At 61.8% G+C, this 20,143-nt stretch carries 18 protein-coding genes; 15 read left to right on the top strand and 3 right to left on the bottom strand.

From position 1 onward, the window contains the following. Nucleotides 1-172: 172 nt before the first annotated feature. The 6 genes from LU684_RS21350 (at nt 173) to LU684_RS21325 (ending at nt 5,568) form a co-directional block, all read left to right on the top strand. The gene (locus LU684_RS21350; protein WP_016484306.1) at nt 173-1,666 is read left to right on the top strand and encodes an acetyl-CoA hydrolase/transferase family protein; all 1,494 of its coding nucleotides are present in this window, start codon (nt 173-175) and stop codon (nt 1,664-1,666) included. Nucleotides 1,667-2,039: 373 nt separating this feature from the next. Continuing rightward, a complete protein-coding gene (locus LU684_RS21345) occupies nt 2,040-2,255 on the top strand; it encodes a DUF1127 domain-containing protein (RefSeq protein ID WP_016484305.1) in 216 nt (71 codons plus the stop codon). Between the two features lie 303 nt (nt 2,256-2,558). Further along, complete coding sequence (locus LU684_RS21340; protein WP_016484304.1) at nt 2,559-2,876, top strand: DUF2388 domain-containing protein; 318 nt, start codon at nt 2,559-2,561, stop codon at nt 2,874-2,876. An 88-nt stretch (nt 2,877-2,964) separates the two neighbouring features. Next, nucleotides 2,965-3,258, top strand: a complete 294-nt coding sequence (locus LU684_RS21335; protein WP_016484303.1) for a DUF2388 domain-containing protein — start codon at nt 2,965-2,967, stop codon at nt 3,256-3,258. Between the two features lie 37 nt (nt 3,259-3,295). Then, nucleotides 3,296-3,616, top strand: coding sequence for a DUF2388 domain-containing protein (locus tag LU684_RS21330; protein ID WP_016484302.1), 321 nt, complete (start codon nt 3,296-3,298; stop codon nt 3,614-3,616). A gap of 5 nt (nt 3,617-3,621) precedes the next feature. Beyond that, nucleotides 3,622-5,568, top strand: coding sequence for a DUF7844 domain-containing protein (locus LU684_RS21325; protein ID WP_219740341.1), 1,947 nt, complete (start codon nt 3,622-3,624; stop codon nt 5,566-5,568). Nucleotides 5,569-5,695: 127 nt separating this feature from the next. On the opposite strand, the gene LU684_RS21320 is transcribed toward LU684_RS21325, so the two are convergent. Next, a complete protein-coding gene (locus tag LU684_RS21320; protein ID WP_016484300.1) occupies nt 5,696-6,097 on the bottom strand; it encodes a GFA family protein in 402 nt (133 codons plus the stop codon). A 266-nt stretch (nt 6,098-6,363) separates the two neighbouring features. Between LU684_RS21320 and LU684_RS21315 the strand changes: the two genes are divergently transcribed. The 9 genes from LU684_RS21315 (at nt 6,364) to LU684_RS21275 (ending at nt 16,659) form a co-directional block, all read left to right on the top strand. Next, on the top strand, nt 6,364-7,671 hold the full coding sequence (locus LU684_RS21315; RefSeq protein WP_023047261.1) for a CitMHS family transporter: 1,308 nt from the start codon (nt 6,364-6,366) through the stop codon (nt 7,669-7,671). Between the two features lie 68 nt (nt 7,672-7,739). Beyond that, nucleotides 7,740-8,510 (top strand): TerC family protein, encoded by a 771-nt coding sequence (locus LU684_RS21310; protein ID WP_016484298.1) that lies wholly within the window; start codon nt 7,740-7,742, stop codon nt 8,508-8,510. Nucleotides 8,511-8,786: 276 nt separating this feature from the next. Continuing rightward, nucleotides 8,787-10,445, top strand: coding sequence for a Na/Pi cotransporter family protein (locus tag LU684_RS21305; protein WP_016484297.1), 1,659 nt, complete (start codon nt 8,787-8,789; stop codon nt 10,443-10,445). Between the two features lie 30 nt (nt 10,446-10,475). Next, nucleotides 10,476-11,882, top strand: coding sequence for a M16 family metallopeptidase (locus LU684_RS21300; RefSeq protein ID WP_060519860.1), 1,407 nt, complete (start codon nt 10,476-10,478; stop codon nt 11,880-11,882). Between the two features lie 145 nt (nt 11,883-12,027). Further along, nucleotides 12,028-13,050 carry a DUF5924 family protein gene (locus LU684_RS21295; RefSeq protein ID WP_016484295.1) on the top strand — a complete coding sequence of 341 codons (1,023 nt, stop codon included), beginning with the start codon at nt 12,028-12,030 and terminating at the stop codon, nt 13,048-13,050. 113 nt (nt 13,051-13,163) lie between these two features. Then, complete coding sequence (locus tag LU684_RS21290; protein ID WP_232894994.1) at nt 13,164-14,297, top strand: ABC transporter permease; 1,134 nt, start codon at nt 13,164-13,166, stop codon at nt 14,295-14,297. Further along, nucleotides 14,294-15,085 carry an ABC transporter ATP-binding protein gene (locus LU684_RS21285; RefSeq protein WP_016484293.1) on the top strand — a complete coding sequence of 264 codons (792 nt, stop codon included), beginning with the start codon at nt 14,294-14,296 and terminating at the stop codon, nt 15,083-15,085. The genes LU684_RS21290 and LU684_RS21285 overlap by 4 nt, the downstream gene beginning before the upstream one ends. A gap of 3 nt (nt 15,086-15,088) precedes the next feature. Continuing rightward, on the top strand, nt 15,089-16,027 hold the full coding sequence (locus LU684_RS21280; protein ID WP_016484292.1) for an MlaD family protein: 939 nt from the start codon (nt 15,089-15,091) through the stop codon (nt 16,025-16,027). Next, the gene (locus LU684_RS21275; RefSeq protein WP_023047258.1) at nt 16,024-16,659 is read left to right on the top strand and encodes an ABC-type transport auxiliary lipoprotein family protein; all 636 of its coding nucleotides are present in this window, start codon (nt 16,024-16,026) and stop codon (nt 16,657-16,659) included. Before LU684_RS21280 ends, LU684_RS21275 begins: the two co-directional genes overlap by 4 nt. Here LU684_RS21275 and LU684_RS21270 read toward each other — a convergent pair. Continuing rightward, nucleotides 16,641-17,870 carry a nucleoside recognition domain-containing protein gene (locus LU684_RS21270; RefSeq protein WP_060519857.1) on the bottom strand — a complete coding sequence of 410 codons (1,230 nt, stop codon included), beginning with the start codon at nt 17,868-17,870 and terminating at the stop codon, nt 16,641-16,643. The two genes, LU684_RS21275 and LU684_RS21270, sit on opposite strands and share 19 nt — an antisense overlap. 237 nt (nt 17,871-18,107) lie before the next feature. Next, nucleotides 18,108-19,436 carry a glutamate/aspartate:proton symporter GltP gene (gltP, locus tag LU684_RS21265; protein ID WP_016484289.1) on the bottom strand — a complete coding sequence of 443 codons (1,329 nt, stop codon included), beginning with the start codon at nt 19,434-19,436 and terminating at the stop codon, nt 18,108-18,110. Nucleotides 19,437-20,143: the final 707 nt, after the last annotated feature.

Raw genomic sequence — 20,143 nt, 5'->3', positions numbered from 1 at the left:
AACCAACTGATATAAAGGAAGCCCCGGTCAGATTCTGCCGGGGCTTTCCTTTTATTGATCCGGATCAACGGCTCGACTTCAAGGCTTCTCATACGACCATGGTCGTGGGACGGCAATGGGCGAAATCTCTAGACTGCGCTGCAGTAGTTTCAGTAGCCCGAGATAACAATCCATGTACCGTGATCGTATCCGCTTGTCCTCCCTGCACAGCAAGGTAATGAGTGCGGCTGATGCCGCTGGTCTGATCGAGGACGGCATGACCGTCGGCATGAGCGGTTTCACCCGCGCCGGCGAAGCCAAGGCCGTACCGCATGCCCTGGCCGAACGTGCCAAGCAGTCGCCACTGAAAATCAGCCTGATGACCGGCGCCAGCCTGGGCAACGACCTGGACAAGCAGCTGACCGAGGCCGGTGTGCTGGCTCGCCGCATGCCGTTCCAGGTTGACAGCACCCTGCGCAAGGCCATCAACGACGGCCAGGTGATGTTCATCGACCAGCACCTGTCGGAAACTGTCGAACAACTGCGCAACCAGCAGCTGAAGCTTCCGGACATTGCGGTGATCGAGGCCGTGGCCATCACCGAGCAAGGCCACATCGTGCCAACCACTTCGGTAGGCAACTCGGCCAGTTTCGCGATCTTTGCCAAGCAGGTGATTGTCGAGATCAACCTCTCGCACAACCCCAACCTCGAAGGCCTGCACGATATCTATATCCCGACCTACCGCCCGACCCGCACGCCAATCCCACTGGTCAAGGTCGACGACCGCATCGGCAGCACCGCCATCCCGATCGACCCGGCCAAGATTGTCGGCATTGTCATCAGCAACCAGCCGGACTCCCCGTCCACCGTACTGCCGCCGGATGACGAAACCCAAGGCATCGCCGACCACCTGATCAACTTCCTCAAGCAAGAAGTTGAAGCTGGCCGCATGACTAACAAGCTCGGCCCACTGCAAGCCGGTATTGGCAGCATCGCCAACGCGGTGATGTGCGGCCTGATCGAGTCGCCGTTCGAAGACCTGACCATGTACTCCGAAGTACTGCAGGACTCCACCTTCGACCTGATCGACGCCGGCAAGCTGAGCTTCGCGTCGGGCAGCTCGATCACCTTGTCCGGCCGCCGCAATGCCGACGTTTTCGGCAACCTGGAGCGATACAAGGACAAGCTGGTGCTGCGCCCGCAAGAAATCTCCAACCACCCGGAAGTGGTACGTCGTCTGGGGATCATTGGGATCAACACCGCACTGGAGTTCGATATCTACGGCAACGTTAACTCCACCCACGTGTGCGGCACCCGGATGATGAACGGCATCGGCGGCTCGGGTGACTTCGCCCGCAACGCCCACCTGGCCGTATTCGTCACCAAGTCGATTGCCAAGGGCGGCGCGATTTCCAGCGTGGTGCCGATGGTCAGCCATGTCGACCACACCGAGCATGACGTAGACATCCTGGTCACCGAGCAAGGCCTGGCCGACCTGCGTGGCCTGGCGCCTCGCGAGCGGGCACGGGCGATCATCGACAACTGTGTGCACCCGGACTACCGCGCTGCGCTGAACGATTACTTCGAGCGTGCGTGCCAGCGTGGCGGCCATACCCCGCACATCCTGCGCGAAGCGCTGAGCTGGCACGAAAATCTGGAAGAAACTGGTCGTATGCTGGCTAGCTGACCCAAATACCGGACGGAACAGCAGCCCTGCTTCTGCTGTTCCGGCCTCTTCGCGGGCAAACCCGCAAAAGGGCCATGACAGTCAAATCCTTCTACTCGTACACCCATTCACTGCGACCAAATAAAACTGTACTACTGTACTGGTTGCCTTGCCTCGCTATACCTGTAAACGCCGCTATCCAACGTTAAAACGCACCAACAAAGTGCGGACCGGTACAGTTACGCCATTTTCGAGTGCAACAGTAGGGTTACACAGTTAACTGAGCCATCGTCTTACTACAGAACTGTATCTACTGTTATGGACAGCAGAGGAGGATCATTGGCATCAGTTAAATCACTACCTAATCCCGCCATAAGCGGAAGGATGAAGCATCATGGAACGTACCCTCAGTTCCGGTCTGGTTTTTGAAAGCAACGCCCAGCAATCCAACACCTCGATGCCGCTGCGCGCGCTGTCTACCCTGCTGCTGTGGCAGCGCCGTATGGCCAGCCGCCGTCAACTGGCTCGCCTGGACAGCCGTCTGCTGGCCGACGCCGGTATCAGCGAGTCGCAGCGTTACGAAGAGCTGAGCAAGCCTTTCTGGCGCTAAGCACCGGCTTGCCGGCTTAGGCCGGCACCGCGAATTCCCAAACCCGTTGCAGGTGACTGCGACGGGTTTTTTTGTGTCCAGGCCGCGCGGCAGAGCGCTTCAAGGTCAATAGGTACAGTTTTTATAAAAACAAAACAAGCCAGCACAGTTTACTGGCGTGCCGTTCATTAACTTCCACAAACAACGGCGCGTGATACGCTTGGCTTAACAGTCTGTTGAAAGCCGCTGTTAAACGTACCGTGACGAGCTGTGTCAGCGTCCGATAAGCACCACCACCCGACCCTAGTCCAGGAGTCCACCATCATGTCCCGTAAATACCTGATTGGCGCCGCCCTGATGCTGAGCCTGGCCGGCACCGCAAACGCCACCAGCTTCGTTGTCACCACCGACGCCGTTGTTGGCGCAGTGGCCGCATCCACCGATGCCACTTCCGACGTCACCTCTTCGTTCAAAGACGACAAGATCGTGCAGGCCGCCCGTGACGACGCCGCCAGCTTCGTTGGCAGCCAGGGCGACATCCGTGGGGCCAAGCTGGAAAGCGCTTTTTTGCACATCCGTTCGCAGATGCCTGACCTGCAAGCCAGCGACGCGCAATTGGCCCAGGCTATCCTGGCGCTCTGACCCCGAATAAGCCGTGCAACTGCGCTGCTCAGCACCTGCCCAGTTACACGCGCTTCTGTCACCCACGTTCCCAGCCGTTGTAGAGCCCATGCGTTATCTGTTGCCACTGCTGTTCTCTGTTGCAGGTATGGCCAGTGCCCATGCCATGGATACCACCACGCAAGGCATGGTCATCACTGGCTATGTCACCAGCCAGGTCACCAGCGCACCGTTCGATCGCAAGCTGGTTCGCCAGGCGCGCGATGATGCTGCTGCCTTCGTTGCCAGCGACGGCCAGATCCGCGGTGTTCGGCTGGAAGCCGCGCTGGAATCATTACGCCACAATTGTTCACAGCACGCCGTCGGCGACCTGGAACTGGCGCAGGCAATTCTCGTCCAATAGCTACATCTGACTCCCTGTATTTTTTCGGAGATGCTCCATGCGTAAACCGCTGATTGCCGCTAGCCTCGGCATGTTGCTGCTGGCCGACCTGGCCCATGCACAGACCTTGGTGGCCACCAGCAACATCATCGTGCGTGCCTTTGGCCGCTCGATCGACTTCACCTCAGACACCACCACCTCGATTCGCGACTCCAAAGTAGTCCGCGAAGCGCACGATGACGCCGCCAGCTTCGTCGCCAGCAATGGCGACATTCGCGGTGTCCAGCTTGAGGCCGCCTTCAACACTCTGCGCGAGCGTGTGCCAGAAGCACGTGGCGCCAGCGACCAGGTACTGGCTGAAGCCATCCTCGCGCTGTGAACAGCATGCGTACCTGGCTGCTCGGCTGCGCCCTGACGCTGCTCGGTACGCCCGCATTGGCCGACCTGCAGCTCCAGCTGCAGGCATCGGGCCTCGACCCACAACAAACCCAAGCCACCCAGGCACTGCTTGACGAGGCCATGGGCAAACTGCCCCCTCGCTTCAAGCAGCAGCTGGACCGCCGCGTGCGGGTGAGCTGGAGCGACACCATGCCGGCCGATGCCTACGGCCAGGCATCGCTGGTGTCCACCCTTGAGCTCAACCGTCGCCTGCTGCCCAGCCTCACCGACGGCAGCGCCGCAACCGAGCGTACCAACCGCCCACACGGCACAGTGCGTGAAGAACTGCTGGCCACCGTGTTGCACGAGCTCACCCATATCTACGACCGTGCCCGCCTGTGGCCCGCTGCCGAGAATTCGCTGATTGCCCGCTGCAAGCGCCAGCAAGGCACGCTGGGCAAGATCGGCCTGCCAGAAGCGTGCCGCGGCCAAGCCGAGCGCCGCTTCACCCTTAGCGACGACCCGCGCCTGCTCGACCTGGCCGGCTGGCAGCAGTACGTGGGCCGACGCGGCGAGCGCGAACAGCACAACGGCCAGTTCGTGCGCAGCCCCGACAGTTATGAACTGAGCAGCCCCAAGGAGTACATCGCGGTCAACATGGAGTATTTTCTCCTCGACCCGAGCTACGGTTGTCGCCGCCCGGCGCTGAACCAGTATCTGCGCGAGCACTTCGGTTGGGCCCCCCAACAGGACACTTGCGCCAAGGGCCTGCCGTTCATCAACGCTGGCAGCGACTTCGCTCGCCAGCCGTTGGGTGAAATCGATCCCGAGCGGGTTTATGAAGTGGACTACCTGCTGGCCGAAGCCAACCAGAACCTGGTCAGCCGTTGGGGCCACAGCATGCTGCGCCTGGTGATCTGCAAGCCCGGCCGCCCACGCGGGCCGGACTGCCGCCTTGACCTCGACCAGAGCCTGGTGCTGTCGTACCGCGCCTTCGTCAACGATGTGCAGCTGTCCAGCTGGGACGGCCTGGTCGGTGTCTACCCCTCGCGATTGTTCGTACTGCCGCTGGGGCAGGTGATCGATGAGTACACCAAGACCGAACTGCGTAGCCTGGCCTCGGTACCCTTGAGGCTCAGCCGCGAAGAAGTCGAGAGCCTGGTGCGTCAGGCAGCCGAGATGCACTGGAGCTATGACGGCAACTATTGGTTCCTGTCCAACAACTGTGCGGTGGAGTCGTTGAAACTGCTGCGCAGCGGCACCGCCAACCCACGCCTGAACGACCTCGACAGCATCATGCCCAACGGTTTGCTGGCCGTGCTCAAGGGCAGGGGGCTGGCCGATACCAGCGTGCTGGACAACCCGCGCGAGGCATTACGCCTTGGCTACCGCTTCGATTCCTACCGAGACCGCTACCAGGCGATGTTCGAGGTACTGAGGAAGCAGCTGCCGATCAAGCAGGCCCTGGTGGAAGACTGGCTGGCCCTGGATGCCGAGCAACGCCGCCCCTGGTTCGCCAAAGCCGACCTGCGCACCAGCGCTGCGTTGCTGCTGCTGGAACAGGCCAGCCTGCGCCGGCAGTTGCTGCTGGCCCAGGACGAGGTCAAGCAGCGCTACCTGAATGCAGCGGCGCTGAAAGATGGCAGCATCAACAAAGCTGACGCCACCCTCAAGCAGATGCTCGCGAACAGCGGTTTCCTCAGCCGCCCTGCAGAATTGCTCGATGCCAAAGGCTACGGGCTGCCACAACCCGAGGAGCGTAAGCACCTTGAGCAGGTGAGCAGCGAACGCCAGGCACAGCTGTTGCGCTTGAGTACCAGCCTGGACAAAGAGGTGAGGGCATTGCTGGAGCCATCGCGCGCCAAGGAAATTGCCGCCGTCGAGGCCAATGTGAAACAGATCGGTGAGCATTTGCGGGCGCTGCATAAAGCTGCGGGTGGCCTGCAATTGTAAGGAAGGCTGTACCGGCCCTATCGCCGGCAAGCCCGCTCCCACACATTCTGCACAGGCCTTGAGTACTGCGCAGTACCTGTAGAAGCTGGCTTGCCGGCGATAGGGCCTGCAGCACCAGCACAATTGCTTACTGGCTTTCGCCATCCTCTTCTGGCAAAGCTTCATCCAGATGCAACCAGGGCAGCCGGCTACCCACCCAGATATGCCGGGTGGCCCGCACCCGCTCCGGGTGATCCAGCGTTGCCACCGTCACGTCAACCGTCTCAGGGCTGTGCGTAGTCACCAGCGCCACATGCGCCCCGCAATGCCCGCAGAAGTACCGGTTGCAACTGGCCGGCGCCACATAGCAGTTGGGTTCGCCCGCCAGCCATTTGAACCCCGAACCGGGCAGGGTGAGCCAGGTGACCACCAGCCCGCCGCTTACCCGGCGGCAGATCGTACAATGGCAGTGGGCAACGTCTGTCAGGTCACCCTCCAATCGGTAACGCAAGGCGCCGCAATGACAGCCGCCTTCGGTCACATTCTGCATCACCTACCTCTCGTCGCCTTTGCTTCAGCGAAAGCTGGCTGAAAGCTTGCCCTCATAGGATAGCCCCCACCACCGGCACAAGACCGGTCAGCCAGGGCACCGGTAAATACCGCGCCCGGCCCAATCAACAACAACAATGGTGATTCTGATGTATTCCTGTGCCCGCCTTCCTGCAGTACCTCTCCGCATGCTCCCCGCGCAGCGCCTGACGCGCTGATCCGCCCGAATCGACTTTCCTTTCGCCGCGCCACGCCTGGAGTATTGCCATGCTGACCTTCCTCGGCTTTGCCATGGTCATCACCTTCATGTACCTGATCATGACCAAGCGCCTGTCGGCCTTGATCGCGTTGATTCTGGTACCCATCCTGTTTGCCCTGTTCGGGGGCTTTTCTGCCAAGATCGGCCCCATGATGCTCGAAGGCATCAGCAAGCTCGCACCTACCGGCGTGATGCTGATGTTCGCCATCCTGTACTTCGCCCTGATGATCGACTCTGGCCTGTTCGACCCGGCCGTGCGCAAGATCCTGAAGCTGGTGAAGGGCGACCCGCTCAAAGTCTCTGTCGGCACTGCCGTGCTGGCCTTGGTGGTCTCCCTCGACGGTGACGGCGCCACGACCTACATGATCTGCTGCGCCGCCATGCTGCCCATGTACAGCCGCCTGGGGATGAGCCCGCGGATCATGGCCGGCCTCATCATTCTCGCCGGCGGGGTCATGAACATGACCCCGTGGGGTGGCCCCACTGCCCGCGCCGCCAGCGCCCTGCACGTCGACCCGTCGGACATCTTCGTGCCAATGATCCCGGCCATGCTGTTCGGCGTGCTGGCGATCCTGGCCATTGCCTACATGTACGGCAAACGGGAACGTGCCCGCCTGGGCGAGCTGCACCTGCCGACCGATGACATCGACCACAGCGAAATCACCGTTTCGCAATTTCCGGAAGCACGTCGGCCCAAACTGCTGTACTTCAACGGTGCGCTGACCGCCGCCCTGATGGTCGCGCTGATCGCCGGTGTGCTGCCGCTGCCAGTGCTGTTCATGATCGCCTTCAGCATCGCCATGATCGTCAACTACCCGTGCCTGCAACAGCAGAAGGACCGTATAGCCGCCCACGCTGGCAGCGTGCTGGCCGTGACCGGGCTGATCTTCGCCGCCGGCATCTTCACCGGCATCCTGTCGGGTACCGGCATGGTCGACGCCATGTCCAAGAGCCTGCTGGCAGTCATCCCAGAAGCGCTGGGCCCATACCTGGCGGTAATCACCGCGATCGTGAGCATGCCGTTCACCTTCTTCATGTCCAACGATGCCTTCTACTACGGCGTACTGCCCGTGCTGGCCGAAGCCGCCAGCCACTACGGCATCACCCCGGTGGAAATGGCCCGTGCGTCGATCGTCGGGCAGCCGGTACACCTGCTCAGCCCGCTGGTACCCTCCACGTACCTGCTGGTGGCCCTGGCCGGTATCGAGTTCGGCGATCATCAGCGCTTCACGCTCAAGTGGGCAGTGCTGGTATGCCTGTGCATAATGCTCGCCGCACTGCTGATGGGGATTTTCCCGCTGTTCAGTAGTCTTTAATACTGACGTATCACCTACGCGACGCGTCCCACCGGGGCGCGTCGCCATTACCGCTCGAAGGAAATTACATGGAATGGCTGACCAGCCCGGAAATCTGGGTTGCCTTTTTTACCCTTACCGCGCTTGAGATCGTCCTCGGTATCGACAACATCATCATGATCTCGATCCTGGTCAGCCGCATGCCCAAGCACATGCAGCCGCGCACCCGGATCTTTGGCCTGGCCCTGGCCATGGTTACCCGCATCATGCTGCTGCTGTCGATTACCTGGGTCATGCGCCTTACTGCCGACCTGTTCGTGGTGTTCGGCCAGGGCATCTCCGGACGTGATCTGATCCTGTTCTTCGGTGGCCTGTTCCTGCTGTGGAAAAGCTCGCAAGAGATTTACCACGGCCTGGAAGGCGAGGACGAAAGCCCGGATGAGCCAAAAGGCGCAGGTGGCAAGTTCTTCTACACCATTATCCAGATCGCCATCATCGACATCGTGTTCTCGCTGGACTCGGTAATCACCGCAGTGGGCATGGTTTCCCACGTACCGGTGATGATCGCCGCCATCGTCGTAGCCGTGCTGGTGATGATGCTGTGCGCCGGTGCGATCAGCAATTTCATCGACAAACACCCGTCGCTGAAAATGCTCGCACTGTCGTTCCTGATCGTGGTCGGTACCGTGCTGATCGCCGAGGCTTTCGAGGTGCACGTACCGAAGGGTTATGTCTACTTCGCCATGGCCTTCTCGCTGGCAGTGGAAGCTATCAACATCCGCATGCGCACTGCCTCGGCCCGCAAGAAAGGCACAGAACAGGAGCCGGTGAAACTGCGCAAGGACATCCCGGGTCAATAAAACCAGGGAGTGCAGGAAAACCAAAGGGCCCTTCGTTCGGGGCCCTTTTTCATGCCCGCTTTCTGAACACGATCCCTGTGGGAGCGGGTTTCACCCCGCAAAAAAGCGCGCACAGGCAATCATTCATTTCCATGTGTTTCAAATAAATGACTGCCATGCGAAGCTGGCGACAGCTGCGCAAAACAACTAAAGCTTTGAGTGAGCACCGAAAATTCTTCAAACGCTCACGTTTCTTTTTCTGGGCCCTATGGGCCAGTGCAACAGGGGGCCTTCGCCATGTTGACCCTGCTCAACCTGCTTTCGGCCGTGACGCTGCTGGTCTGGGGCACCCACATCGTGCGTACCGGCATCCTTCGGGTATTCGGTTCGAACCTGCGGCGCATCATCAGCCAGAACATGGACAAGCGTCCGTTGGCTTTCATAGCCGGTATTCTGGTCACCGCCATGGTGCAAAGCAGTAACGCCACCGCCATGTTGGTCACGTCTTTCGTCGGCCAGGGCCTGATGGCCATGACCCCGGCCCTGGCGATCATGCTGGGTGCCGATGTGGGTACCGCGTTGATGGCCCGGGTATTGACCTTCGACCTGTCGTGGCTGTCACCGCTGCTGATCTTCCTGGGCGTTATTTTCTTCCTCTCGCGCAAGCAGACGCGCGCTGGCCAATTAGGTCGGGTAGGTATCGGGCTTGGCCTGATCATTCTGGCGCTGGAGCTGATCGTGCAGGCAGCTGCGCCTATCACCCATGCACAAGGCGTAAAAGTGCTGTTTGCTTCGCTGACCGGCGACATCATGCTGGACGCCCTGGTAGGCGCCATGTTCGCCATGATTTCCTATTCCAGCCTGGCCGCCGTACTGCTCACTGCGACATTGGCCGGCGCCGAAGTCATCAGCCTGCCGGTGGCCATCGGCCTGGTGGTCGGCGCAAACATCGGCAGTGGCTTGCTGGCCTTCATCAGCACCAGCATGCAGAACACCGCCGGGCGCCGGGTAGCTTTGGGCAGCCTGCTGTACAAGCTGTTCGGCCTGGTGCTGATCATCCCGGTGCTGCACCCACTGGTGGAGTGGATGGACTCGCTCAGCTTCAGCCCACAAGAGCTGGTCATCGGCTTTCACCTGCTCTACAACACGCTGCGCTGCCTGCTGATGCTACCCACAGTCAAACTCATGGGCCGGCTGTGCAATACACTGCTGCCTGAGCGCGAAACCGGTAACGGGCAAGTGCGCCCACGCCATCTGGACGCTTCGGCACTGGAAACGCCCAGCCTGGCCTTGGCCAACGCCGCCCGCGAAACCCTGCGCCTGGGCGATATCGTCGACAGCCTGCTAGAAGCCATGCTCGGCGCCCTGCGCGGAACCCAGACCGCCCTGCCACAGCAGGTTCGCGCCTTGGCCGAAGACGCCGAAGCCCTGTACAGCGCGATCAAACTGTACCTGGCGCAGATGTCCCGCGAAGACCTTAGCGAGCAGGACAACCGCCGCTGGGCGGAGATCATCGAACTGGCAATCAACCTCAAGCTGGCCTGCGACCTGATCGAGCGCATGTTGCGCAAGGTCCAGCAGCAAAAAACCAGCCAGCGCCGGGAGTTTTCCCAGACAGGCCTGGAGGAGCTGACCGGCCTGCAGGAGCAATTACTGGCCAACCTGCGCCTGGGCCTGTCGGTGTTTCTCAGCGCCGACCCGGAAAGCGCCCGCTTGCTGCTGCGGGAAAAACGCCGTTTTCGCGCCCAGGAACGGCGCTTGGCGCACGCCCATGTCAGCCGCTTGCAGCGTAAGGTGGTGCAAAGCATCGAGACCAGTTCGCTACACTTGGAACTGATTGCCGACATGAAACGGTTGAACTCTTTGTTCTGCAGCAGTGCCTATGTGGTACTAGGCGGCTCGGACACCGGCGGCCTGATGCTCGACAGCGTACCGGACGAAGCCCGTCTGCCCTGATTCTGCCTACAAAAGGACCCTCGCTCGCCCATGCGTTGCCTGATGTTCGTTTGCCTGCTGATCTGCAGCCTGCCCTCATTGGCCCTCGACCGCTCGCGAGTCGAGGGCTACCTGCTGCCCAATGGCCTGCAGATCATCCTGAAAAACGGCTACGAACGTGACCACGTGGCAATCCGCCTGGTGGTCGGGGTGGGCCTGGACGACTTCGATTGCGAGCAGAAAGAACTGCCTCACCTGCTTGAGCACCTGCTGTTCAGCGGCATTGACGAAACGGGCGAGGGCGGCCTGGAAGAGCGCCTGCAAGCGCTGGGTGGCGAGTGGAACGCCTACACCAGCAGCGCCGACACCACCTTTGTCATCGAAGCCCCGGCGCGCAACCAGCGCAAGGTCCTCGACCTGCTGCTGGCGGTTATCCGCGAAACCCGCATCGACGCCAAAGCCCTGACCACTGCCAAGCGCATCATCGAGCGCGAAGATGGCGGCCATTATGGCCACCTGCAGCGCTGGCTCGACCGCCAGGACATCGGCCACCCTGCCAGCGACCAGCTGGCCACCGAGCTGGGCCTGAAATGCCCGGAGCGCTCCAATATCGACGACATGACCCTGGAGCAGGTGCAAGCCTTGCGTGATCGCTGGTACGCCGCCAACAACATGACCCTGATCATGGTCGGTGGCCTTGACCGCCTCTTACCGGCCTATCTAGAGCGCACCTTTGGCGAGCTACCCGCCACTGAACCGGAAGAGCGCCGCAACCTTGAAAGCATCACCCAACAGGCGGAGCAGCGTCGCGACCTGACCCGCGGCTGGCTGGGCGATGGCGTCAAGCTGCACTGGCTGTTCATCGAACCGGTGCTGGACAACGACCACCAGGCCACCCTCGACCTGCTGTCACGCTACCTGGACTGGGCGCTGTACGACCAGCTGCGCCTGCGCAACGGGCTGTCCTACGGACCCACGGTGCAGCGTGAGAGCTTTGGCGACACCGGCCTGCTCAGCCTCAACGCCGACCTGGAGCGCGATGACATCGACAAGGCAGTGAAGGTGATGCAGGCCCTGTTCGAACACCTTCGCAAGGAAGGCCTCGACCCGGACACCTTCGCCCGCATCAAGGACGCCAGCGTGGCCAAGGAAAGCTGGAGCACCCAGGGCAACAGTGCCCTGGCCGACTACTACTGGGGAGCGCTGAACGACTATACCGACGGGCGTTTTGCGAACCCGGTGCGCAAGTTGCGCCAGGTCAGCCTTGAACAGGCCAACGAGGCGCTGAAAGAACTGCTCAAGGAAGATGGCTATGTGCGCATCGAGAAGCCGTTGCTTGGCTATGACGAGCTTTACGGCTTGATCGCCTTGCTTGTGGGGGTGGTCCTGGCAGCAGGGTTGCTGCGCTGGCGGCGGCATGGGCCTGAACGGCCGAGTGGTGCTACACGGCAGCGGTGAATCGGCGGTATCCTTTTGCCAGTACCGCCTCCTTCGCGGGCACGCCCGCTCCCACAGGGACTGCATTATCGCCGAACCCTGTGGGAGCGGGCATGCCCGCGAAGGGGCCCGGACAGCCAACTCATCCTTTCTGTTGTAGCCCCTAATGCCCCAAATTCCCCATATCGTCCAGCGCATCATCGAACTGCTCAAACGCTACCCCGGCATCATCGCGCTCGGCGGTTTTCTCTCCGGTATAGGCAGCTTCATCCTGGTCGACAGGCAAGCCGGCCTGGCCAGCTGGGTTGCCGTGCTCATGCTGGTCAGTTGGGTCTGGCTGATGCTGGAAAACACCCTCACCGGCTTGTTCGCGCGTACTTTCAACCGCGAAATCCCGCAGCCGCTGTTGCGCTACGCGACGCAGATGATCCACCAGGAAACGCTGTTCTTCGTGTTGCCGTTCTTCTTCATCACCACCACCTGGAACAGCGGCCAGCTGGTGTTCACCGGTTTGCTCGGTGCCGCAGGCCTGATTTCGATCATCGATCCGCTGTACTACAAATGGCTGGCACCACGGCGCTGGCTGTTCCTGGCGCTGCATACCCTGACGCTGTTCGCCGCCCTGCTGACCGCGCTGCCGATCATCCTGCACCTGACCACCGCGCAGAGTTTCAAGCTGGCCCTGATCGCGGCCATGGCGCTGTCTTTCCCCAGCCTGGCCAGCAGCTTCCCGATCAACAACTGGCGCCGCGCCGTGGCGCTGGTGCTGGTCACCCTGTCGGTCGGTGCCGGGGGCTGGCTGCTGCGCTCCTGGGTACCGCCAGCAACCCTGTGGATGACCGAGGTGGCGGTGAGTACCGAAGTGCTGAACCGCCAGCCCGGCGAGTCGCTGGACGAAATTGCCGCCAGCCGCATACGCAGCAGCGGCCTGTACGCCTACACCGCCATCAACGCACCACGCGGCCTGAACGAGCGGATCTACCATGTGTGGCAAAAGGACGGCAAAGAGGTGGACCGCATCGCCCTGGACATCCATGGCGGGCGCAAGGAAGGCTACCGGGCCTGGACCCACAAGCAGAACTTCCCGCCAAACCCGGTGGGCAAGTGGCAGGTGAGGGTGCTGACCGAAGATGGCCAGGTGATTGGCGTACTGCGTTTCAAGGTGGTCGACGACACGCCAGCGCAGTAAATGAAAGGGGCGCTATGCGCCCCCGGGGCATCAACACACAGCACATAATCACCTAACAGCCCATGCCGGCTGCGCTATGATCAGCCCTTAAGCCTTAGCGCCGAGTCAATTGCATGGAGCCTATGACCCCACCCAGCGCCACCCTGGATGCCAGCAGCCAACCGGCCTGCCTGCGCATAACCGGTGACTGGACACTGGCGCACTACGCCAGCCTCAGGCGCGAGAGCGAGCAGCTACGCGCGCACTACACTGCTGACACCGTCGCCGACCTCAGCCAGCTGGGCCGCCTGGACACCGCCGGGGCCTCGCTGCTGGCCGAGCTGCTCGGCTCAGAACGCCTGTCACACTGTGCCGAGGACCTGCCCGAAGCCAGCCGCGCACTGCTCAAGAACGTCTACTGCTCGGTCCAGGACTACTGCATCCCGGTCAAGGAGCCCGAGCGCAACGTCCTGCTGATGCTGCTGGAACGCATCGGCCGTGCCGTCGGCACACTGTGGCAAGACTCCATGCAGTTGCTCGGCTTCATCGGTGTCATCCTCGAGACCCTGCTACGCCGCGCCCTGACACCGCACCGCTGGCGCCTCACGCCGGTTGTGGCACATATCGAACAGACCGGGCTGGACGCGGCCCCCATCGTCGCCTTGCTGACCTTCCTGGTGGGCGCGGTGGTGGCCTTCCTCGGTGCCACGGTACTGGCCGCATTCGGCGCGACCATTTTCACCGTGGACCTGGTGGCGTTCTCGTTCCTGCGCGAGTTCGCCGTGCTGCTGACCGCCATCCTCATGGCCGGCCGCACCGCCAGCGCTTTCACCGCGCAGATCGGCTCGATGAAGGCCAACGAGGAAATCGACGCCATCCGTACCCTGGGCCTGAACCCGATGGAGCTGCTGGTGGTGCCACGGGTACTGGCACTGCTGATTTCACTGCCCTTGCTCACCTTCATCGCGATGATCTGCGGCATTGTCGGCGGTGCAGTGGTATGCGCCCTGTCGCTGGGCATCTCGCCGGCGATGTTCCTCTCGCTGCTGCAAACCGATATAGGCGTGCAGCACTTCCTGGTGGGCTTGGCCAAGGCGCCGTTCTTCGCCTTCCTGATCGCCGCCATCGGCTGCCTCGAAGGCTTCAAGGTCAGCGGCAGCGCCGAATCGGTGGGCACACACACCACCTCTGCGGTGGTGCAGTCGATTTTTGTGGTCATCGTCCTGGACGCCGTGGCCGCCCTGTTCTTCATGGAGATGGGCTGGTGAATGCTCGGGAAAAAGTGATCGAAGCCCGCGGCATCTGCAACCGTTTCGGCCGCCAGGTTGTGCATGAAAACCTCGACCTGGACCTTTACCGTGGCGAAATCCTGGCCGTGGTCGGTGGTTCGGGCAGCGGCAAGTCGGTACTGCTGCGCAGCATCATTGGCCTGCGCCGGCCCAATGAAGGGCTGATCAAGGTGTTCGGCCAGGACCTTGCGGGCCTGCGCGAAGAACAGCGCTCACTGGTCGAACGGCGCTTCGGCGTGCTGTTCCAGAAGGGCGCACTGTTCTCTTCGCTGACCGTCACCGAAAACGTGGCCTTGCCGTTGATCGAACACGCCGGGCTGTCCCGCGCCGATGCCGAGCACCTGGCCGGCGTCAAGCTGGCCTTGGCCGGGTTGCCAATCTCGGCCGCCGACAAGTACCCGTCCTCGCTGTCAGGGGGCATGATCAAGCGTGCAGCGCTGGCTCGCGCCTTGGCACTGGACCCGGACATCCTGTTCCTTGACGAGCCCACCGCCGGCCTGGACCCGATCGGCGCCGCCGCATTCGACCAGCTGATCCTGACGCTGCGTGATGCGCTGGGCCTGTCGGTGTTCCTCATCACCCACGACCTCGACACCCTGTACACCATTACCGACCGCATCGCGGTGCTGTCGCAAAAAAAGGTCCTGGTGGCCGGCCCGCTGGCCGAGGTCGAGCAGACCAACGACGCCTGGATTCAAGAATACTTTCACGGCCCACGCGGGCGCGCAGCCGAGCAGGCTGCCACCCGTGCCAGGCAGGAGCGCTGAGCAATGGAAACCCGAGCCCATCATGTCCTTATCGGCCTGGTCACCGTCCTGGTGGTGGCTGGTGCCATGCTGTTCGGCCTATGGCTGACCAAGTCCAGTGTCGATGACGCCTTCAAGGATTACGAAGTGGTGTTCAACGAAGCCGTTTCCGGCCTGTCGCGCGGCAGCCCGGTGCAGTACAACGGTATCAAGGTGGGTGATGTATCTACCCTGCGGCTGGACCCGAAGGACCCGCGTCGGGTACTGGCCCGGGTGCGCCTGAGCGGCGACACCCCAGTGAAAGAAGACACCCAGGCCAAGCTGACCCTGGCCGGCGTGACAGGCAACTCGTTCATCCAGCTGAGCGGCGGCACTCCGCACAGCCCTGAACTGAAGGGCAAGGACGGCAAGCTGCCAGTGATCATTGCCTCGCCGTCGCCGATCTCGCGCCTGCTCAATGACAGCAGCGATCTCGTCACCAACGTCAACCTGCTGCTGCACAACGCCAACCAGATGTTCTCGGAAGACAACATCGGCCACCTCAGCAACACCCTGGCCAACCTCGACAAGACCACCGGCGCCTTTGCCGGGCAGCACGGTGGCATCGCCGAGGCCATCGAACAGCTGGTGCAGGTGGGCAAGCAGGCCAGCGCGACCCTGGCCGAAACCCAGGCGCTGATGCGCAACGCCAACGGCCTGCTCGGCAGCCAAGGCAAACAGGCGATCGGCAGCGCCGAGCAGGCCATGCAGTCACTGGCTGAAAGTACGGCAACCATCAACAACCTGCTCAAGAACAACAGCGAGGCCCTCGGCGACGGCGCACAAGGCCTGAACCAGCTAACCCCAGCCATTCGCGAGCTGCGCGAAACCCTCAACGCGCTCAAAGGCATTTCCCGGCAACTGGAGGCCGACCCGAGCGGCTACCTGCTCGGCCGCGACAACAACAAGGAGTTCCAGCCATGAAACCGTCGTTGCGCCTGCTGGCCCTGGCGGCCTCGCTGAGCCTGGCCAGTGCCTGCTCGATCCTGCCCCAGAGCGAGCCCGTCGACCTCTACCGCCTGCCGGTGAACCAGCCCAGCCGCACAGCGGCGCCGCTGGACTGGTCATTGCGCCTGAACAAGCCGCTGGCCAGTGAGGTGTTGGCTGGCCCGCGCATTGCCGTCATTCCCCAAGGCGATGTGGTCAGCAGTTACAAGGGCGCGCGCTGGAGCGATGCGGCCCCGGTACTGCTGCGCAACCGCCTGCTCGATGGTTTCCAGCGTGACGGCCAGGTGCAGCGCTTGAGTGCCGACGACAGCAACCTGCAGGCCGACTACGAGCTGGCTGGCGAGTTGCAGGCGTTTCAGAGTGAGTACCGCCCGGGCGGGGCGGTGGAAGTGGTGATCCGCTACGATGCCCGCCTGGTTCAGGGGCGCAACCAGCGCATCCTGGCCAGCAAGCGCTTCGAGATTCGCCAGCCCCTTGCCGACAAACAGGTGTCAGCGGTGGTCGCCGGCTTTGGTCAGGCCAGCGACCAGCTGGTGGGGCAGGTGGTGAACTGGACGATTGCCCAGGCCAACCAGGATCAGTTGAAGGTTCAGGCGAAGAACCAGTAGCAGACGAAGATCGCCGCGATCACCCCGGACAACTCGGCCAGCAGTGCGCAGCCTACCGCATGGCGCACGCGCTGGATGCCCACGGCGCCAAAGTACACGGCCAGTACGTAGAAGGTGGTTTCGGTGCTGCCCTGAACCGTTGCCGCCACCAGGGCCGGGAAACTATCCACGCCTTGGGTCTGCATGGTCTCGATCAGCATGGCCCGTGCTGCGCTGCCAGAGAACGGCTTGACCAGCGCGGTGGGCAAGCCCTCGACAAAGCGGGTGTCCAGGCCCATCCAGTTCACCGCATGACGGATACCGTCCAGGGCCAGCTCCAGGGCACCAGAGGCGCGCAGCACACCCACCGCCACCAGCATCGCCACCAGGTAGGGCAGCAGGTTCTTGGCCACATCGAAGCCTTCCTTCGCGCCTTCGACAAAGGCTTCATACACCTTCACCCGCTTCAGGGCACCTATCACCAGGAACAGCATGATCACGCCAAACAGCGTGAGGTTGCCCAGGATAGACGACAGGCTGGCCAGCGCGGCCGCCGACAAAGTGCCGAGAAAGGCCATGAACCCTCCCAGCAGCAAGGCGCCGGGGATGAAGTAGGCAAGTACCACCGGGTCCCACAGGCGCAAACGCTGCATCACTGCCACCGACAGCAGGCCGACCAGGGTCGAGACGCTGGTCGCCAGCAGGATGGGCAGAAACACCATGGTCGGGTCTGGCGCGCCCTGCTGGGCCCGGTACATGAAGATAGTGACTGGCAGCAGCGTCAGCGACGAGGCGTTGAGCACCAGGAACAGGATCTGCGCGTTACTCGCGGTGGTGCTGCTGGGGTTCAGCTCCTGCAGCGCGCGCATGGCCTTGAGCCCAATCGGCGTGGCGGCGTTGTCCAGGCCCAGACCGTTGGCGGCGAAGTTCATGGTTATCAGGCCAAGAGCCGGGTGGCCGGGCGGCACCTCCGGCATCAGGCGGGCAAACAGCGGGCCCAGCACCTTGGCCAGCCATTCGACGATACCGGCCTTCTCGGCGATCTTCAGAAAGCCCAGCCACAGGGTCAGTGTGCCGAACAGCAGCACCATCACCTCGACCGACAGCTTGGCCATGGCGAAGATGCTTTCGACCATTGCCGCGAAGATGCCAGCGTTCCCGCCTACCAGCCATTGGGCCAGGGCGGACACCGCCGCCACCAGGAAAAAGCCAAGCCAAAGGCCGTTGAGCATCCGCGTGTACCCCCTGAAAAATGCCCGAATGATAGCGTATCGCAGCCCCTGACTGGCGATCGCAGGCGAGGGCTGCGCCCTCGTATCGCGACACAAGGCCGCTCCCACAAAGATCGGTGAACGCCCGCCCTTGTGGGAGCGGCCTTGCGTCGCGATAGGGCCGCAACGCGGCCCAAGATCTCACAGACAACAAAAAGCCCCGACAGGTCGGGGCTCTTTATCAAACAGCGGTAAGGCTCAGCGCTTGGCGGTTTCGCCAGCGACTACAGCTTCCTTTTTGTCGGCCATCAGCGAAGCGTAGTACTGCTCGCCTTTGGCCGCATCGTACATGCCTTCCCAGCGCGCGATGACCAGTGCAGCCAAGGCGTTGCCCACCACGTTCAGTGCAGTACGGGCCATGTCCATGATGCGGTCGACACCTGCGATGAAGGCCAGGCCTTCCAGCGGGATGCCTACGCTGCCCAAGGTGGCCAGCAGGACCACGAACGATACGCCCGGCACGCCGGCGATACCTTTGGAGGTGACCATCAGGGTCAGCACCAGCAGCAACTGCTGGCTCCACGACAGGTCGATACCGTACAGCTGGGCAATAAAGATGGCCGCAATGCTCTGGTACAGGGTCGAACCGTCAAGGTTGAAGGAGTAGCCGGTCGGTACCACGAACGAACAGATCGACTTCGGTGCGCCGTACTTCTCCATCTTCTCGATCACACGCGGCAGCACGGTTTCGGAGCTGGAGGTGGAGTAGGCCAGGATCAGCTCATCTTTCATGATGCGCATGATCTTGATCACCGAGAAGCCGAACACGCGGGCTACCAGGCCCAGCACCATGAAGGCGAAGAAGGCGATGGCGAAGTACACCAGCAGCACCAGCTTGGCCAGCGGCAGCAGCGAGCTGAAGCCGAAGTTGGCCACGGTCACGGCGATCAGGGCGAACACGCCGATCGGGGCGTAGTTCATGATCATGTGGGTGACCTTGAACATGGTTTCCGATACAGCCTGGAAGGTGCGTACCAGCGGGTCACGCAGTTCTGCCTGCAGGCTAGAAAGGCCCAGGCCGAACATTACCGAGAAGAAGATGATCGGCAGCATTTCGCCACGCATCAGCGCTGCGAAGATGTTCGACGGAATCAGGTTGAGCAGGGTTTCGATGAACGCGTGCTCATGCTGCACCTCAGCCGCAGTGGCCTGGTACTTGGAGATGTCCACGGTACCCAGGGTGCTCATGTCGATGCCGGCGCCCGGGTGGAACAGGTTGGCCAGCACCAGACCCACGACGATGGCGATGGTGGTCACCACTTCGAAGTAGATGATGGTCTTCAGGCCGATACTGCCCAGTTTCTTCGCGTCGCCAACCCCGGCGATACCCACGATCAGCGACGAGATCACGATCGGGACGACGATCATCTTGATCAGGCGAATGAAGATGTCACCGGCGGGCTGGAGAACGTTGCTGATCCACCATGCCTTTTCCGCGCTGAAGTGGTTCAGCAGCGCGCCGATTGCAACGCCCAGGACCAGACCGATGACGATCTGCCAGGCGAGGCTCAGTTTTGCCTTCTTCATGTCTTTACCCTTTGTTCTAGTGGTCATGGCACCGGACGAAAACGCCCGTGACAAAGCCATAGGCCAGGTCACGGGCAGCAAATCTTCCTTCCGGCGACTTCATGTAAGGACAGCGCAGGCGAGCGACAGGGCGCTCGTGCCAGCGAAAAAGGCGGCAACTATTGCGATGGCAAAGGGGGAAATCTAATGCCGGAAACGCATACCCCATGCCGTTTACGCATATCGATTTGCACTAAAACAGAGCGGCGGCAAGTGCTTGATTTATAACGTTCGGAATCCCGAACAAGTCCAAACCGCCATATTTCGGCAGATTTGACGGTATGCAAAGCACATGAAAGATGGCCTGTTCGACAATCCGAATGGCGGAAATGACACTTGAAGAAGCGCCATCGAGGTCGAAAAAAAGTTGATGTACGGTCGAGACAAAATGTGTCTTGAGGGAAAAAACGCGCAAGGGAAGGGACGTTTCCTACATGGCTCCTCGGAAGTCAGGTCTGCAAGGTGTCCCTGTGACACCGCCGACCTGATACTTCCGATTCCGCCTTTCCTGACCCGGCCCATTGCTGGAGGCACTCCCTGTACCCCTAGGCCACTCCGGTTCTCTAGCAACCAGAACAGCCCGGCCCCTTGGTCATGTGCTGCCCCTCCTCGGGGCGGCGCATCATAGAAGGCTGAACTATAGAAAGGTTCAGCTTCTATTACGTGAC

This window comes from Pseudomonas sp. NMI542_15, from assembly GCF_021283425.1.
Taxonomy (GTDB): domain Bacteria; phylum Pseudomonadota; class Gammaproteobacteria; order Pseudomonadales; family Pseudomonadaceae; genus Aquipseudomonas; species Aquipseudomonas fortuita.
The sequence above is the reverse complement of the archived record's forward strand: the minus strand, read 5'-3'. Positions and strand labels throughout refer to the sequence as shown.

Bases quoted from the DNA above. Each gene is read 5' to 3' on its own strand.
- LU684_RS21305 (WP_016484297.1), top strand. From the start codon at position 8,787: ATGTTGACCCTGCTCAACCTGCTTTCGGCCGTGACGCTGCTGGTCTGG.
- LU684_RS21300 (WP_060519860.1), top strand. From the start codon at position 10,476: ATGCGTTGCCTGATGTTCGTTTGCCTGCTGATCTGCAGCCTGCCCTCA.
- LU684_RS21320 (WP_016484300.1), bottom strand. From the start codon at position 6,097: ATGCAGAATGTGACCGAAGGCGGCTGTCATTGCGGCGCCTTGCGTTAC.
- LU684_RS21325 (WP_219740341.1), top strand. From the start codon at position 3,622: ATGCGTACCTGGCTGCTCGGCTGCGCCCTGACGCTGCTCGGTACGCCC.
- LU684_RS21275 (WP_023047258.1), top strand. From the start codon at position 16,024: ATGAAACCGTCGTTGCGCCTGCTGGCCCTGGCGGCCTCGCTGAGCCTG.
- LU684_RS21335 (WP_016484303.1), top strand. From the start codon at position 2,965: ATGCGTTATCTGTTGCCACTGCTGTTCTCTGTTGCAGGTATGGCCAGT.
- LU684_RS21280 (WP_016484292.1), top strand. From the start codon at position 15,089: ATGGAAACCCGAGCCCATCATGTCCTTATCGGCCTGGTCACCGTCCTG.
- LU684_RS21290 (WP_232894994.1), top strand. From the start codon at position 13,164: ATGGAGCCTATGACCCCACCCAGCGCCACCCTGGATGCCAGCAGCCAA.
- LU684_RS21345 (WP_016484305.1), top strand. From the start codon at position 2,040: ATGGAACGTACCCTCAGTTCCGGTCTGGTTTTTGAAAGCAACGCCCAG.
- LU684_RS21330 (WP_016484302.1), top strand. From the start codon at position 3,296: ATGCGTAAACCGCTGATTGCCGCTAGCCTCGGCATGTTGCTGCTGGCC.
- LU684_RS21270 (WP_060519857.1), bottom strand. From the start codon at position 17,870: ATGCTCAACGGCCTTTGGCTTGGCTTTTTCCTGGTGGCGGCGGTGTCC.
- LU684_RS21340 (WP_016484304.1), top strand. From the start codon at position 2,559: ATGTCCCGTAAATACCTGATTGGCGCCGCCCTGATGCTGAGCCTGGCC.
- LU684_RS21310 (WP_016484298.1), top strand. From the start codon at position 7,740: ATGGAATGGCTGACCAGCCCGGAAATCTGGGTTGCCTTTTTTACCCTT.
- LU684_RS21295 (WP_016484295.1), top strand. From the start codon at position 12,028: ATGCCCCAAATTCCCCATATCGTCCAGCGCATCATCGAACTGCTCAAA.
- gltP (WP_016484289.1), bottom strand. From the start codon at position 19,436: ATGAAGAAGGCAAAACTGAGCCTCGCCTGGCAGATCGTCATCGGTCTG.
- LU684_RS21350 (WP_016484306.1), top strand. From the start codon at position 173: ATGTACCGTGATCGTATCCGCTTGTCCTCCCTGCACAGCAAGGTAATG.
- LU684_RS21315 (WP_023047261.1), top strand. From the start codon at position 6,364: ATGCTGACCTTCCTCGGCTTTGCCATGGTCATCACCTTCATGTACCTG.